This is a genomic window from Nocardiopsis alkaliphila YIM 80379, from assembly GCF_000341005.1.
GTDB lineage: Bacteria > Actinomycetota > Actinomycetes > Streptosporangiales > Streptosporangiaceae > Nocardiopsis > Nocardiopsis alkaliphila.
Window position 1 is genome coordinate 32,925 of record NZ_ANBD01000063.1, and the last position, 14,571, is coordinate 47,495.

Consider the following 14,571-nt stretch of genomic DNA (forward strand, 5'->3'; position numbering starts at 1 on the left):
AGAAGACGGAAAGGCCACCCCCTGATGGCTCAGCAGCTCACCTACGCCAACGCCCTCAAAGTCCTCGGCAAACAGGACCGGCCCTTGTTGGACGCGGCCGAGCGATTGGCCAACGGGGGCCTGGCGGCGGCCGGGGTCGGCAATCTCTTCGGTCTGCGCAGATTCCTGGTCCGGCAGGGACGCAAGGCCCTACAGAACCTGGGGGACAAGCTCCAGGGCACCGGCCGGCTCTCTCGTACCCGACGGATCGAGGCGGCCCACCAGGTGCTGCTCGTGATCTCCTTCTTCGATCCGCTGGACCTGTGTCTGTCCGACGCGGGGGTACGGCTGCGCGGCGAGGATCTGGAGGTCACCGCGGATGAGCAGTGGGCGCTGTTGGGCCGGGTGCTTCGTTCGGAGTCCGTCCACTCTCCCGACGGAGACTTCGTGTGGGACCAGGACGATCTGTTCGAACGCGCCGAGGCCGTGTTCACGGAGGCCTCGGTCCACTTGCTCCGGCTGGTGCGGGGGTTGGCGGCCACCGGGGACACCGGTACCGACACCGGCCACGGCTCCAGGCTGGCCACGGCCCTGCGCCAGGACCTACCTGGGCGGGCCTTGACGGCCTACAGCGGCCACTACGTCCGCTTGTGCGCACAGGTGCCCGAGTTCGGAATGTGGGCTCAGCTGCGTGAGCACGAACAGACCCGGCGACGGGTCAGCGACGCCTTCGCCGGGTTGCGGGAGGAGCTCACCCGGATCGCCTCGGGACGGCCCGTGGGGGCGCTGCGCCGCACCTTGTCCCTGAAGTACGGGTCCCTGTTGGACCGGCCCATCCTGCCCGTGGACGACATCCTTCCCCAGGACCTTCCACCGGGGATGGTCATACCGTCCCTACGCGACTGTTACGTGCCACCGAGCGCGCGGGTGGCGCGTGTGGGCCGTCGTGAGGACCCTTCGGCCGAAGAATGGTGGCGCGAACGGGAGACCCTGCCCGACCTCCAGCGCTTCCTGGCTTCCCGGCTCACCCACCCTGACGCGGTCAGGTATCCCACGGTGCTCTTGGGCGAACCGGGCGCGGGTAAGTCCAAGCTCACCGAAGTACTCGCCGCCCAACTGCCGGAGGAGGACTTCCTGACGGTCCGGGTGGAGCTGCGGTCGGTCAACGCCGACGCGGACGTGTACCGGCAGATCGTGGAAGGGCTGGAGCGCGAGCATCGCGACCGGATCACCTGGCCGGAACTGCTCGATGAGGCCGAGGGCGCCCTACCGGTGGTCATCCTCGACGGCTTCGACGAACTCCTCCAAGCCTCCGGTATGGACCGACACAACTACCTGGAACAGATCGAGGACTTCCAAAGACACCAGGAGGTGGTGGAGCAACCGGTGGCGGTGATCGTCACCAGTCGCACCTTGAGCGCCGGCCGGGTCCGCTTCCCGGAGAAGAGCACGGTGATCCGGCTGGAGCCGTTCGACCACGAACAGATCGGCCGGGTCCTGAACGCCTGGAACACCGCGAACTGGAGGCTGTTCGGTTCCACGGGACTCCGGGAACTACGGACGGACCGGCTGATGGAGTACCCCGAACTGAGCCGGCAGCCTTTGCTGCTGCTGTTACTGCTGGTCTACGACGCGCAGGACAACGCCCTCCAACGGACCCCGGCCTCACTCTCCCTGGGGGAGCTCTACGAGCGGTTGTTGACCACCTTCGTCCACCGCCAGATCCGCAAGCATCGGGCCGAATCGGGTGAGAGGGAGTTCAAGCGTGAGGTGCAAAGGGAGCTGCACCGGCTGGAGGTGACGGCGTTGGCGATGTTCACCCGCCAGCGGCAGAACGTGGGGGCGGAGGAGTTGTCCGCGGACCTGCGGGAGTTCCGGCTGGCCCATCACCACCCGCAGACCGAGGGAGGTCCCCGACCACGGTCCAAGACGGCGCACGAGTTGCTGGGCAGGTTCTTCTTCATGCACGTGTCACGGGCACGGGTCACGGGGGCCGAGGAGGGGCCGCAAAGCACCTACGAGTTCCTGCACGCGACCTTCGGCGAGTACCTGGTGGCCCGTATGGTCCACCGGGCGCTGCGTTCCCTGGTCAACGACCGTGTCCGCCATGAGGAGGAGGACTCCTGGGGTGAGCAGAGCCCCGGTGACGGTGTCTTGTACGCCACTTCGTCCTTCTCCTGTTACCGGGATCGGGAGAGGACGCTCGACTTCCTCAAGGAACTGGTCGGCAAGGACATCGACGGGGACGAGGAACGACGGGCGCACTACGGTGCACTGCTCATCGAACTCTTTCGGCGGGCGCCCTATCCTCCGACGAACCGGTCGCACTCCACCTACCAGCCCAGAGAACTCCCCTTCACCAGCCGGCAGGCCTACTACACCGCCAACCTGCTCACCCTGCTCCTCATCGCCCAGGACAAGGCGGTGGACATCGGTGAACTGTTCACCACCGCCACTCCCGGGGTCACCGCGCTGCAACAGTGGCGGGCCACCGCCTCCCTGTGGCGCACCCTGCCCGGCAGCGAATGGTTCACCATCTTGGACACGCTGCGGCTGCGTCACCTCGCGAACGGCCGTTCGGTACTGAGGCTGGAGGACCATTCGAGGGTCAATGTCGGAGAGAGCATGGGGTTCGAGTTGCGCGGGGACCCGGACCTGCACAGCAGTGTGCTCGATCCGTACGCGATGAGCACCGTCTCCTTCACTCCGACCGGACAGATGCTGCGGTCGATGGCTCTACGGGTCAACGGAACCGCCGCGCTCCTGACCATGGGGGTCCTTCCCCACCTGGAAGTGGATCCCTCCGGGCTGGGGGTTTGGGCCGGGCCCTGGGACACGGGGGGCGCCCCTTGGTCCCCCGGCCACGAGCTTTTGCTGCTGCGCCTGCTCCCCGACGAAACGGAGCGGACACGCAGACTCGCGGCCTATCGCCGGTTCCTCTGGTTCGACGACGGCATGGTCTTGGGGCGCACGGGTCTGCTGGTGCTACGGCAGGCGGCGGAGGACCTGAGCACCCTTGCCCCCGACAACGGACACCGGGTCGAACTCTTGGGCCTGGTCACCACCTACCTCACCAAACTCGTCGAGATGTCCGGGCCGCGTGACCGAATCGAGGGCGAAGAGGTGGCCTCGACCGCTGGAGGGGGGCCCGATTCCACCGAAGGTCGAACCGTGGGCTCCACACCCTCCCCCCGCGTCACGGTCCGCCCCGAGGAGATCGGGGCCGTCCTCGACCTGCTCACGCCCCACCTGTCACCGGCCTCGGTCGAAAGGGTCAAGCGGGCGATCAGCACGCTGCCGTTCGGCGTGGGCGCGGACACACCATCTCCCGCCGGGCTCCCCGCCCCCGCGCGCTCGAACCGAGACGAACACAGCGTGGTGGACCTCGAACCCTTTTCAGAGAGGGCCCCATCGTCGGACTGAGGATCCGGCCCCTACGCCGCCAGGACGCGCGCGACCAGAGCCGGGACCACGTCGCCGATGGGGTCGTGCAGGACCGCGCTCGCGTAATCGTCGTAGGGGGTGGGCTCGGCGTTGATGACCACCAGCGAGGCACGGGACATCATGGCCACGTCGCACAACCCTGCCACCGGGTGCACGGTCAGGGAGGTGCCGACGGTCACGAAGGCGTCACATTCGCGGGCGGCACGCGCGGCTCTCTCGATGACCTCGGGGTCCAGACGCTGGCCGAAGGCGATGGTGTCGGACTTCTGGATTCCTCCACAGGACACGCAGCGGGGGTCGGACTCCTCGTCGAGACGATTCAGCACCACCGCGCTGGGAGTACGCAGACCGCACGCCATGCACATGACCCGGAGCATCGTGCCGTGGACCTCGACGACCTCCTCCTCGGGTACCCCGGCACGCTGGTGCAGGCCGTCGATGTTCTGTGTGATGAGGGCTCGCAGGCGATCGGAGGCGGCCAGTTCGGCCAACGCCCGGTGGGCCGCGTTGGGTTCGGCTTCCCAGACCCGATCGGCTCGTCGAGACAGCCACGCCCGACGACGCACGTCGATGTCACCCATGTAGCTGTCGATGTCCGCCATCGCCTGGGCGCCGGGATCGGTGGTCCACAGGCCCTTGGGGCCACGGAAGTCGGGGATTCCGGAGTCGGTGGACACGCCCGCGCCGGTCAACACGGTGATGCTTTGGGCACCGCTGAGGAGTTCGGCGGCTCGGGCGAACCCCTCGGGGTCGGCGAAGCGTGCGGTGTCGTCGGTCGTGGAGGCCATACCCCATTGTTACAGCGCACCGGACACCCGATGGGGCGACCCACGTCCGAGCCGCGGGGTCGCCGGCCCCTGGCCCATAACCTCGAGGAACATGTGGTGTGGGGCCGCACATAGCCTGGTCGATGCACACGAGAAGGGCAAAGGGTGCCAAAATGCACACAATCATGAAGCAGTCGTTCATTCTCGTGGTCAACGGGATCAAGGTCCAGCGCCCCGTGTTCGTCCTGGGCGCTCCCCACTCCGGGGTCCCCGTGATCGCCCGTGCCCTGTCCCGTGCACCCGGTTTCCATGTGGGAGCCGGTTCCTCTGGGGTGCTCAACGCCGTGTACGCGGTGGCGCGCCGCCCCTCCTTGGCCTTGGAGAAGGTCTCGGGTACGGCGAGTCTGCTCCGCGAGGCCTACGCCGAGGCCTGGCAGCTCACCCCCCTGACCTGTCCCAAGTGCCCGGGCCCCTATGCCAGCGTGCCCGCCAACGCCGCCTCCGCACCGTGCGAACACAGCGGCGACGTACGTCGCTACGGTGACGCCAGTCCCGACCTGCTCTACTGCGCGAGTGCCCTGCACGCGGCCTTCCCCGACGCCCTGTTCGTGCAGATCATCCGGGACGGTCGTGACGTCGTCGCGGACATGATGGAGGACGAACGGTCCCTGGCCTGGCTCAAGCCCAGTTTCATGAAACTGGAGCACGAGTTCCCCAACCACTTCTTCGGCTTGGAAGAGGAGTCGGACCTGGAGCGGTTCACCGACGGCTCGACCGCGGCCAAGTGCGCGATGCGATGGCGGGGCGCGGTGCGCATGTCGGCCCGACTACGTCAGGAGATCGGCACCGACCAACTACTGACCCTGCGTTATGAGGACGTGCACGGGGGCGAGGTCGCCACGGCCGAGCGATTGCGCGAGTTCACCGGTGCACGGGTGCCGGCCGGTGAGCTGTTGACCGACGGGTCCTGGGGAGTGGGTTCCTGGAAGGAACGGCTCTCCCGTCGAGACCACGGTGACGTGCACGAGGAGGCGCGCAACGAACTGTCGCGTCTGGGTTACCTATGAGGCGTTCCCCGGGAGCCCCGGCCCGGCGGACCCGACCTAGGGCTACGATGAGCGCATGATCTCTTTGTCGCTGTCCGTCCTGGCCCTGATCGTCGTGATGGGGATCTTCTTGTCGATCCTCGTCGGTGGCGCCGTGTACGTCGCCCGGACCCGACGTCGCGGGACCGAGGCCATGCTGCTGAACGCCCGTAAGGTGCGCGAGTTGCGCTGACCTTCCGGCGGCCCCTCCAGCACCGACCGATTCAACCCGCGAAGGTCCCAGGGTCGGGACCGAAGCGGTATCCCTCGTCGAGGGCGCTGATCCGGTCCATCTCCTCCTCCGACAGTTTGAAGTCGAACACGTCGAAGTTGGAGCGGATGCGCTCGGGCGTCACCGACTTGGGGATGACCACGTTGCCCATCTGAATGTGCCATCGCAGCAGGACCTGTGCGGTGGTGCGTCCGTGCGTCCGGGCGATCTCGGTGATGAGCGGGTGATCCAGGAGCCGTCCCTGTCCCAGAGGACTCCACGCCTCGGTGACGATGTGGTGCTTGGCGTCGAAGGCCCGGACCTCTTCCTGGCTCAGCAGTGGGTGCAGTTCGACCTGGTTGAGCATGGGAACGATTCCGCCCTCCGCCAGGACCCGCTCCAACTGTCTGGGCTGGAAGTTGCACACCCCGATGGCGCGCACCCGTCCCTCGGCGTAGAGGCGCTCCAACGCCTTCCAGGTGGAGACGTAGAGGTCGCGTTCGGGTTGGGGCCAGTGTACGAGGTAGAGGTCGAGCACCTGCAGATCCAGCCGCTTCAGACTGGCGTCGAAGGCCCGTAGCGTGGAGTCGTAGCCCTGGTCGGGGTTGGCGAGCTTGGTCGTGACGAACACGTCCTCCCGGTCCAGTCCCGAGCGGCGCAACGCCTCCCCCACGCCGGCCTCGTTACCATAGGAGGCGGCGGTGTCGATGCTGCGGTACCCGACCCTCAAAGCCTCCATCACCACGTCGATCACTTCGTCCTCGGGTACCCGCCACACCCCCAACCCCAACTGCGGCATCCGGAGCCCGTTGTTCAACGTGATGTCGGGAACCATCGTCATCCTCATCCCCCGTCGAGCCCGAACGGCCCTTCGCTTCTTGTCGTGTCCTTGCCCCTGTGTTGCGGCCTGTCCGGCCTCTGTGCGCATACTGCCATGTCAGGCCGGTTCTGGGCCTGAGGCTGCGCCGCTATCGGGTGGGCTTTTACCCGGGCGACCCGCCCCGGCCGAAGGGGGACGAGACGATAGGCTGCCCGCCCGGACCCGGAGGGGACGAATGGGGTACGAGGAGCGCCTGAGGGTCAGCGCCGAGTTGGAGCGGGACCGTGTGGGACTGGTGGAGCGGATCGTCGCCGAGGTGTACGAGGAGGTCCCCGCCTATCGGGCCCTGCACACCTCGCAACTGACGGAGGTGCGGGCGATCACCGCGTGGTTGGTGACCCGCTCGATGGAGCTATGGGTGCGCGGTGCCCAACGATTGCCGCCCGAGGACGTGGAGCGGTTGCGCGGCATCGGCCGGGCCCGCGCGGCCGATGGACGTTCCATCGGTGCCGTGGTGCGCGCGCACCGGGTGGGGTCGGCCGTCGCGGTGCGCCTCATCCGAGAGCGGGCCGGTGACAGCCTCGACACGGCCGACGTGTTCGCTTTGGGTGAACTCTGGTTGACCTCACTCGACCAGATCTCCGAAAGCCTGTCCCAGGGCCACGCCGAGGCCGCCGACCGCCTGGACGCCGACCGTGAACGCGCACGTCGCACGCTGCTGGACGACCTGCTCATCGGCCGCCAGTCCTCACCGGGCGCGATCCGCGACCGCTCCCGGACCTTGGGCCTCACCCCGCCCGATCCGGCCGTACTGGTGGTGGCCGAACCGGCGGGGGACGCGGGGGAGGTGGAGGCCGTGGTGTCGGCGCTCTTGGAGCCCTTGGCCGCGAAGGCCGGTGCGGACCCCTTGGTGACCACCCGTTCGGGCCGAGTGGTGGTACTGGTCTCGGCGGAGGACGCCACACACCTCACCCGGGTCCTCATCGATCGTGGCCGTCGAGGGTGCGTGCTGGAGCCGCGCGAGCTGAGCGACATGTCGTGGGCCTACCGATTGGCCGACGGCGCCTTGGAGACCGCGCCGCCGCACGCACTGGGCGAGGACGGGCTGCTCCGTGAAGCCGACGCGTGCGTGCTCGCCCTGCTCAACGGGGGTGGGATCGCCCCGGCGACGGTGCGCCGCACGGTTTTGGGACCGCTGCTCGACCCCGCCAACCGGCACCTGCTGGAGACGCTCGGCGCCTACTTCAGGGAGGGCGCGGCCACCACCGCGGCGGAGGCGATGCACGTGCACGCCCAGACCCTGCGCTACCGCCTGCGCCGGGTCCGTGAGCTGACCGGGCACGACCCGCATCGCCCCTGGCCACGGTTCGTGCTGGAGACCGCCTGCGCCATCGCCTCCTGAGCCGTACGTCTCGCCTCTTCCGCGTCGAGTGCGGCCCTGCAGGAGGGCACCCAATGAGCCACCGACCGGTTCGGCACCGATCCGGACACAGGGGCGGAACGGATCAGATTCCGGTCCCGCAACGGATGCTCTCCTGAGCGAATCCGGCCCAGCGGCGGGGTAGGTACACCGGCGTTGGTCCGTGCCCCCTCGGCCCCGGGTGGGGCTCGATGAACGTACTCCCGACCCCCGGAGGTACCGACGTGACCGCTTCCATCGCACTTCCCCGCCTCATGCGCGTGGGCGCGGGGGCCTCGGCCGAACTGGCCGAGGTTCTGGAATCCCTCGCTCTGGCCCGTCCGCTGATCGTGACCGATCCCTTCGTCCGTGAACAACCCTTCTTCCAACGGATCCTGGCGCACCTGAACAGGGCGGGGCTCTCCCCCGGAGTGTTCGCCCGCACCACCCCCGCCCCCACCACCGAGGTGGTGGATCAAGGGCTGCACGCGCTGCGGGACGGCGATTTCGACTCATTGGTGGCGGTGGGCGGCGGCAGTCCCATCGACACCGCCAAGGCCGTGGCCTTGCTGGGCGCGCACGGTGGTCGGATGAGCGACTACAAGGCGCCGACGGTCACCGACGCCCCCGCACTGCCGGTGGTGGCGGTGCCCACCACCGCGGGCAGCGGTTCGGAGTCCACCCGCTACAGCTTCATCACCGACGTGGAGACCGATGACCGGATGCTCTGCGCGGGCTTGGCGGTGCTGCCACGGGCGGCGTTGGTGGACTTCGAGTTGACCCTGCACATGCCGCCGCGGTTGACCGCCGACACCGGGATGGCCGCTCTGGCCCACGCGATCGAGGCGTACGTGAGCTCCCGGGCCAACCCGATCTCGGACGGGTTGGCCCGGGAGGCGATGCGTGCCCTGTTCACCCATCTGCGGTCCGTGTACGCCGACCCGGGCGACCGGGTGGCCCGCGAGGCGGTGATGACGGGCGCCACCCAGGCGGGGATGGCGCTGTCCAACGCCGGCTCGGGCCTGGTGCACGCGATGAGCCGGCCGATCGGCGCGCACTTCGCCATGGCGCACGGGCCGTCCAACGCGATGCTGTTGCCGACGGTCACGGAGTTCTCGCTACCCACGGCCCCCGAGCGTTACGCCGAGTGCGCACGCGCCATGGGTATGGCCGCCCCTGGCAGCACCGATGGGGAGGCCACCGGAGCCCTGGTGTGGGAGTTGCGTCTGCTCAACGAGGAACTCCAGGTGCCCGGCCCTCGCGCCCACGGGATCGACGCCGAACGTTGGTGGGAACTGGCTCCACTGATGGCGGAGCAGGCCCTGGCCTCGGATTCTTCGGCCGATGATCCGCGAGCGCCCACCGTGGCGGAGGTGGTGGAGCTCTACCACCTCGTCTACGGCTGACCCCCGGGGCCGTGCCGAGGCCGGCTCCCGTGTCCGTCCGGTTCGGTGGACCGGGTACGGGAGCCGGTGATGCTTCCTACCGGGCGATGCCCCATTTGCGGCGTAGGGAACGGTCGGCCCAGTTGAAGAACAGGTCGATGAGGACGCCGATGGCCAGCACGATGATGACGTAGGCGAGCAGACGTTCGGCGTCGTTCAGTTGGCGGGCCTGGCTCAGTGCCCAACCGATCGAGTTCTGTTGGTTGATGATCACCAGCAGTTCGCCGGCCATGAGGGAACGCCACGCGAACGCCCACCCCTGTTTGAGACCGGTGACGAACATCGGCAGCGCCGCCGGGATGATCAGCAGGCTGTAGTGCTGTACTCCGCGCAACCCCATGGCCTTGCCCGCCCGCAGCAGCGACGGCTGTACGTAGTCGATGCCCGAGGTCAGCCCGCCCGCGATCGAGGGCGCCGCGCCCAGGACGATCACGAACATGATGGCCGACTCGCTGATGCCGTACAGCAGCATCGCGAAGGGGAACCACACGATCGAGGGCATGGTCTGCAAGCCCGTGATGAGCGAACCGATCGCCACCCGCAGCGGCCCGAATCGTGAGACCGCCAGACCGATGACCACTCCCACGGCCAAGGCCAGCGCGAAGCCGGTGAAGGCCCGACGCATGGTGACCCGCACGGCCTCCCAGAACTCGGGGGTGGTGATCTCGTGGAAGAGGGTGGGCAGCACCCGGTCCGGCCCGGGGAACACCCACTCCGATCGCCAGCCGCTCCACACCACGACCTGCCAGGCCACCAGCACCAGGGTGAGGGCGGCGAGTTTGGGCCAGGTGACCGCCCAAGCCCTGGCAAGGACCTGGCCCGGGCTCCGGTCGGTGGTACCGCGCCGAGGCTGGAGTTCGAGAGCGTCCAGACCCCGCACCGCGGTGTCCTCGTCGCGGGTCTCAGGCATGACGCGCGACCTCCGCGCGGAGTCGGTCGGTGATGCCGGCGGCCTGCTCGGCGATCAGAGCGGAATCGATGCGCCGGGGGCGCTCCCCCGCCACCTCGAACTCGGCGATGAGTCGGCCCGGGCGACTGGACAGCAGCACGACCCGGTCACCCAGGCGCACCGCCTCGCGCACGTTGTGGGTGACGAACATGATGGTCAGGGATCTCTCCCGCCAGATACGTTCGAGTTCGTCGTGGAGGATGTCGCGGGTCATGGCGTCCAGCGCGCCGAAGGGTTCGTCCATGAGGAGCACGTCGGCGTCCTGGGCCAGGGCGCGGGCCAGGGCCACCCGCTGGCGCATGCCACCGGAGAGTTCGTGCGGGCGTTTGCGGTCGAAACCGGTCAATCGCACCAGCTCCAAGAGGTCGGCCACGCGCTTGTCGCGTTCGGCCTTGGGCACCTTGTCGACCTTCATGGGTACCTCGACGTTGGCGCCCACGGTGAGCCAGGGAAAGAGCGCGGCCTCTTGGAACATCATGGCGACGCGGTGCTCGCCCACGCTCACGTTGCCGCTGGTGGGGGTCTCCAGGCCGGCGACGAGGGAGAGCAGGGTGCTCTTGCCACAGCCGGAGGCGCCCAGGATGGCCAGGAATTCGCCCTTGCGGACGTGGATGGACATGCCGTCGATGGCGGTGACGGCGCCTTGGCCGCGTCCGAACACCTTGGAGATGTCGTCGATGTCCACGGCGTTGGCGTCGGTGCGGCTCGCGGTGATGGTGGTCATGACTACCTTTGCCCTTCCAGGCCTGCGACCGGCTCGTGCCCGGTCTGGTCCAGAACGTCGTTGAGCGGATCGAGGGCGAGGATTCCGGTGAGGTCGACGGGGTCCAACAGGCCGATCGCCTCGGCCTGCTCGGCTCGGGCCAGTAGTGAGGCCGCGGCCGGGTCGACGGTGAAGGTGACGTTGTCGAAGGCCGTCGCGGTGAGCTCGGGGTCGAGTTCGCCACCGGTGAGGGCCTCGATGTGCACGCGGGAGATCTCGGCCGCCTCCTTTGGGTGGTCCTCGATCCAGTCGATGGACTCCACGTGTCCGCGCAGCAGGTCCTGGACGGCTTCGGGGTCGTGTTCCAAGACCTCGGCGTCGACGACCAGGAGGGTGGTGGCGTATTGGCCGTCGGAGCGTGCCCACAGATCCCGTTCGTCGACGAGCAGGTGGGCGTCGTCCTGGGCGAGTACGCGACTCAGGTGGGGCTCGGGCAGCCAGGCGCCGTCGATCTCGCCGAGCGCGAAGGCGTTGACCGTCTCGGGGTTGTCCTGGGGCAGGACCGACAAGGCGCCGCCACCGGCGGTGTCCACCGCCCAGCCCCGTTGCCTGGCGAACCAGCGCAGCGCCACGTCCTGGGTGCCCCCGAGCATCGGGGTGGCGATGGTGTGGCCGGGCAGGTCGTCGATGGTCTCGATGTCGTCGCGGACCACGAGTCCGGTGCCCTGGGTGGCCGCTCCGGCCACGACGTGGAAGGCCTGCCCTTGGGACCGCGACCAGCCGTTGACGGCCGGGCTGGGGCCGAGCAGGGCCGCGTCGATCTCGCCGGAGAAGAGCGCGTTGACCGCGTCGGGGCCCGCGTTGAAGGTCCGGGTGTGCAGGTCGATCTCGCCGAGCGCCTCGTCGTAGATCCCGTTGTGGACGCCGACCAGGGCGGGCGCGTGGGTGATGTTCGGGAAGTAGCCGAGGGTGAGCCCGTCGATGGCGGTGGTCGGGCCACTCCCCTCACCCGCACACGCGGTGGCGGCCAAGGCCGTTGCCAGGAGCACGGCGAGGGCTCCTGGCGGGGCCGAAGAAGCACGCATCTCAGGGATCCTTGTCGGGTGTGTCTGTGGTCGGACAGGAAAACTCTACTTAATAAGTAGGTTTAGTGGAAGCAGCCTCGCCCACATTCCGACCGAACCCGCCGAAGGGGATGGGGAGGCGGCTCGAAGGTCCGAACACGCGAAAGGCGGCGGAGCCTGAGGCTCCACCGCCCTGCGAGGGGGAGGTCGCACACGAGGGTGCGACCGAGAACACGCCTACTCGACCGGGTCACCCTCGGCGTCGACCGCCAGGACCACGCCCTGCCAGGTCTGCTGGATGTACTCCAAGACCTGCTCGTCGTGGAGCAGTTCGGCGAGCAGCCGGACGCGCTCGTCGTCGGTGTTCTCCTCCAGCGTCACCAGGCCGTTGGCGTACTTCTCGACGTAGTCCTCGCCTTCGGGCTCCCAGGCCAGGACATTGGTCTCCTCGGCCAGGGAGGCCTCGATGGCGTAGTTGCCGTTGACGACCGCGGCCTCCACGTCGGAGATCGAACGCGGGATCTGGGCGGCCTCCAGCGGCAGGATCTCCAGGTCCTGAGGGTTGTCGGTGATGTCCTGTTCGGTGGCGTTCCCACCGGCCTCGGGGTCCACGGTGATCAGACCCTCGGTCTGGAGGATGTTCAGCGCGCGGTTGAGGTTGGCCGGGTCGTTGGGGACCGCGATCTCGGCGCCCTCGGGCAGGTCGTCGATGCTCTCGAAGGTCTCGGAGTACAGGCCCAGACGTTCGATGTGCACATCGGTGAGGTAGGTGAGCTCCGCGTCGGGCCCGTTCTGGACCCATTCCTTCAGGAACTCCCGGTGCTGGAAGTAGTTGGCGTCCAGGGCACCATCGACCAACTGGGCGTTGGGCGTGTTGTAGTCGGCGATCTCCACGATGTCGAGTTCCAGTCCGGCCTCCTCGGCCAGGTTCTCGTCGATGAAGGCGAGGACGTCACCGTGCGGCACGGTGGCGACACCGACCCGGAGCGGTCCCTGGCCGTCCTCGGAGGCCTGGGAGCCCTGCTCACTGGGAGCCCCACAGGCGGCGAGGGCAAGGGTGACAACGGCCGCGCCGATAAGGGTCGGGGTGGTGCGCATGGGCACTCCTTCGTGATCGTGGAACGGCGGATCGCGGGGGGTGTCCGAGGCCGGAGCCGGTCCGACTGCGGTGTGCCCGGACCTGACGCGTGAAGCACTTCCGGGCTGATCAGAGCTTAATCAACCCTTTTAGTAGGAAACATCCCTTTCGCCACACTCGCGCAGTGTCCTTTGCCACAACCCACCCCCGATCACCCACTTCGACCAGCAAAGATCACCCGGCGAAGAGGCTGCGAATCCGGGCGCCGAGACGCCCCAGGGCGGCTCGCAGGCGTTCCAGGCGAGTGCGCGACCGCAGGGCCGGCTCGATCGACACGGGGGCGGGACCGACCAGAGGCGCACTCACCAAGAGTCGCCCCGAGGCCGAGCGCGGGGTGGGACGCCCGACCGAGGCGTCCAAGGGGATCCGGCGCAACACCGCACGGTCATCGGCCCATACCAGCACCAGAGCACGCTCCTCACGCAGGACCAGGATCCCGCGCGGATCCACCCCTGGGGCGAGCTCGACCTCGATCACGAGGTCGGCCCCGCGTCGACCACTGTCGACCCTGACCACCGGTTCGGCGACGAGCCGAGACCACAGGGTCTGGTCGAACCCCTCGAAGACATCCGCGGTGCGCATCGGACCACTTCCTTTCATTGAGTTGTGTCGACTCAAGTTTATTGATGTCTCCTTGTTCGGGCAACGGTTTTCCCGCGCCGCACCCCGACCTGTGGGAAGGGTCACCGAGGTGCGAGAATGGGCCCGCCGGCACCCGGCCAGGACCCCTCACCATCAACACGGAGCGAACATGGCACTCGTCGCCGGAATCGACAGTTCGACACAGTCCTGCAAGGTCGTGGTCTGTGACAGCACCAGCGGCAAGGTGGTCCGCGAAGGCCGCGCCTCCCACCCCGACGGCACCGAGACCGACCCACGGCACTGGTGGACCGCACTGACCGAGGCCTCCTCCGGCCTCTTGGACGACGTCTCCGCGGTGTCCGTGGCCGGGCAACAACACGGCATGGTCGTGGTCGACGAGGACGGGAACGTCCTACGCCCCGCCCTGCTGTGGAACGACAACCGCTCGGCCGGGGCCGCGCGCGACCTCGTCGCCGAACTGGACGGACCCAAGGCCTGGGCGGACGCCATCGGCAACGTCCCGGTGGCCAGCTTCACCATCAGCAAACTGCGCTGGTTCGCCGAACACGAACCCGACCTGGCCTCCCGCGCGAGCGGCGTCATGCTCCCCCATGACTGGCTCACCTGGCGCTTGAGCGGCGCAGGCCAAGCACCCACCACCGACCGGGGCGACGCCTCCGGCACCGGCTACTGGTCGCCCTCCGAGAACACCTACCGCACCGACCTCCTGGTTCGAGGGTTCGGACGGGAACTGGACGTGCCCCGCGTGGCGGCACCCGCCGAAACCGTGGGCCACACCCCCCAGGGTGCTTTGATCGCCCCCGGCACCGGTGACAACATGGGCGCCGCCCTCGGCCTGGGCCTGCGCCCCGGCGACGTGGTGGTCTCCCTGGGCACCAGCGGGACCGTGTTCGCCGCCCACGACCGACCCACCCACGACCCCACCGGGACGGTCTGCGGTTTCGCCGACGCCACCGGCGGGCCC

At 68.5% G+C, this 14,571-nt stretch carries 13 protein-coding genes; 6 read left to right on the plus strand and 7 right to left on the minus strand.

The window, feature by feature from the left end; translation table 11 throughout:
* The first annotated feature begins 24 nt into the window (after positions 1-24).
* Positions 25-3,402, plus strand: a complete 3,378-nt coding sequence (locus tag D472_RS0110045) for an NACHT domain-containing protein (RefSeq protein WP_017604352.1) — start codon at positions 25-27, stop codon at positions 3,400-3,402.
* 11 nt (positions 3,403-3,413) lie between these two features.
* On the opposite strand, the gene D472_RS0110050 is transcribed toward D472_RS0110045, so the two are convergent.
* Complete coding sequence (locus tag D472_RS0110050) at positions 3,414-4,211, minus strand: SIR2 family NAD-dependent protein deacylase (RefSeq protein ID WP_017604353.1); 798 nt, start codon at positions 4,209-4,211, stop codon at positions 3,414-3,416.
* 164 nt (positions 4,212-4,375) lie between these two features.
* Here D472_RS0110050 and D472_RS0110055 point away from each other — a divergent pair, with 164 nt between their 5' ends.
* Together D472_RS0110055 and D472_RS28615 are read left to right on the plus strand one after the other, a co-directional pair.
* The gene (locus D472_RS0110055) at positions 4,376-5,257 is read left to right on the plus strand and encodes a sulfotransferase family protein (protein ID WP_017604354.1); all 882 of its coding nucleotides are present in this window, start codon (positions 4,376-4,378) and stop codon (positions 5,255-5,257) included.
* Between the two features lie 55 nt (positions 5,258-5,312).
* Complete coding sequence (locus D472_RS28615) at positions 5,313-5,468, plus strand: hypothetical protein (protein WP_017604355.1); 156 nt, start codon at positions 5,313-5,315, stop codon at positions 5,466-5,468.
* A 31-nt stretch (positions 5,469-5,499) separates the two neighbouring features.
* Here D472_RS28615 and D472_RS0110065 read toward each other — a convergent pair whose 3' ends face one another.
* Positions 5,500-6,327 (minus strand): aldo/keto reductase, encoded by an 828-nt coding sequence (locus D472_RS0110065; protein ID WP_017604356.1) that lies wholly within the window; start codon positions 6,325-6,327, stop codon positions 5,500-5,502.
* Positions 6,328-6,541: 214 nt separating this feature from the next.
* Between D472_RS0110065 and D472_RS0110070 the strand changes: the two genes are divergently transcribed.
* On the plus strand, positions 6,542-7,708 hold the full coding sequence (locus D472_RS0110070) for a PucR family transcriptional regulator (RefSeq protein ID WP_017604357.1): 1,167 nt from the start codon (positions 6,542-6,544) through the stop codon (positions 7,706-7,708).
* A 242-nt stretch (positions 7,709-7,950) separates the two neighbouring features.
* Positions 7,951-9,111: an iron-containing alcohol dehydrogenase gene (locus D472_RS0110075; protein ID WP_026117549.1), complete on the plus strand. Its 1,161-nt coding sequence runs from the start codon at positions 7,951-7,953 to the stop codon at positions 9,109-9,111.
* A gap of 76 nt (positions 9,112-9,187) precedes the next feature.
* Here the strand turns inward: D472_RS0110075 and D472_RS0110080 are convergent, their stop codons facing one another.
* The 5 genes from D472_RS0110080 to D472_RS0110100 form a co-directional block, all read right to left on the minus strand.
* Positions 9,188-10,060 (minus strand): ABC transporter permease, encoded by an 873-nt coding sequence (locus tag D472_RS0110080; protein ID WP_017604359.1) that lies wholly within the window; start codon positions 10,058-10,060, stop codon positions 9,188-9,190.
* Positions 10,053-10,823, minus strand: coding sequence for an ABC transporter ATP-binding protein (locus D472_RS0110085; RefSeq protein WP_017604360.1), 771 nt, complete (start codon positions 10,821-10,823; stop codon positions 10,053-10,055). Before D472_RS0110085 ends, D472_RS0110080 begins: the two co-directional genes overlap by 8 nt.
* A gap of 2 nt (positions 10,824-10,825) precedes the next feature.
* Positions 10,826-11,887, minus strand: coding sequence for an ABC transporter substrate-binding protein (locus tag D472_RS0110090; RefSeq protein WP_017604361.1), 1,062 nt, complete (start codon positions 11,885-11,887; stop codon positions 10,826-10,828).
* A 216-nt stretch (positions 11,888-12,103) separates the two neighbouring features.
* Positions 12,104-12,964 carry a MetQ/NlpA family ABC transporter substrate-binding protein gene (locus tag D472_RS0110095; RefSeq protein ID WP_017604362.1) on the minus strand — a complete coding sequence of 287 codons (861 nt, stop codon included), beginning with the start codon at positions 12,962-12,964 and terminating at the stop codon, positions 12,104-12,106.
* 214 nt (positions 12,965-13,178) lie between these two features.
* The gene (locus D472_RS0110100; RefSeq protein ID WP_017604363.1) at positions 13,179-13,586 is read right to left on the minus strand and encodes a hypothetical protein; all 408 of its coding nucleotides are present in this window, start codon (positions 13,584-13,586) and stop codon (positions 13,179-13,181) included.
* A 169-nt stretch (positions 13,587-13,755) separates the two neighbouring features.
* Here D472_RS0110100 and D472_RS0110105 point away from each other — a divergent pair.
* Positions 13,756-14,571, plus strand: an 816-nt coding sequence (locus D472_RS0110105) for an FGGY family carbohydrate kinase (RefSeq protein ID WP_017604364.1), incomplete at its 3' end; no start/stop codon positions are given.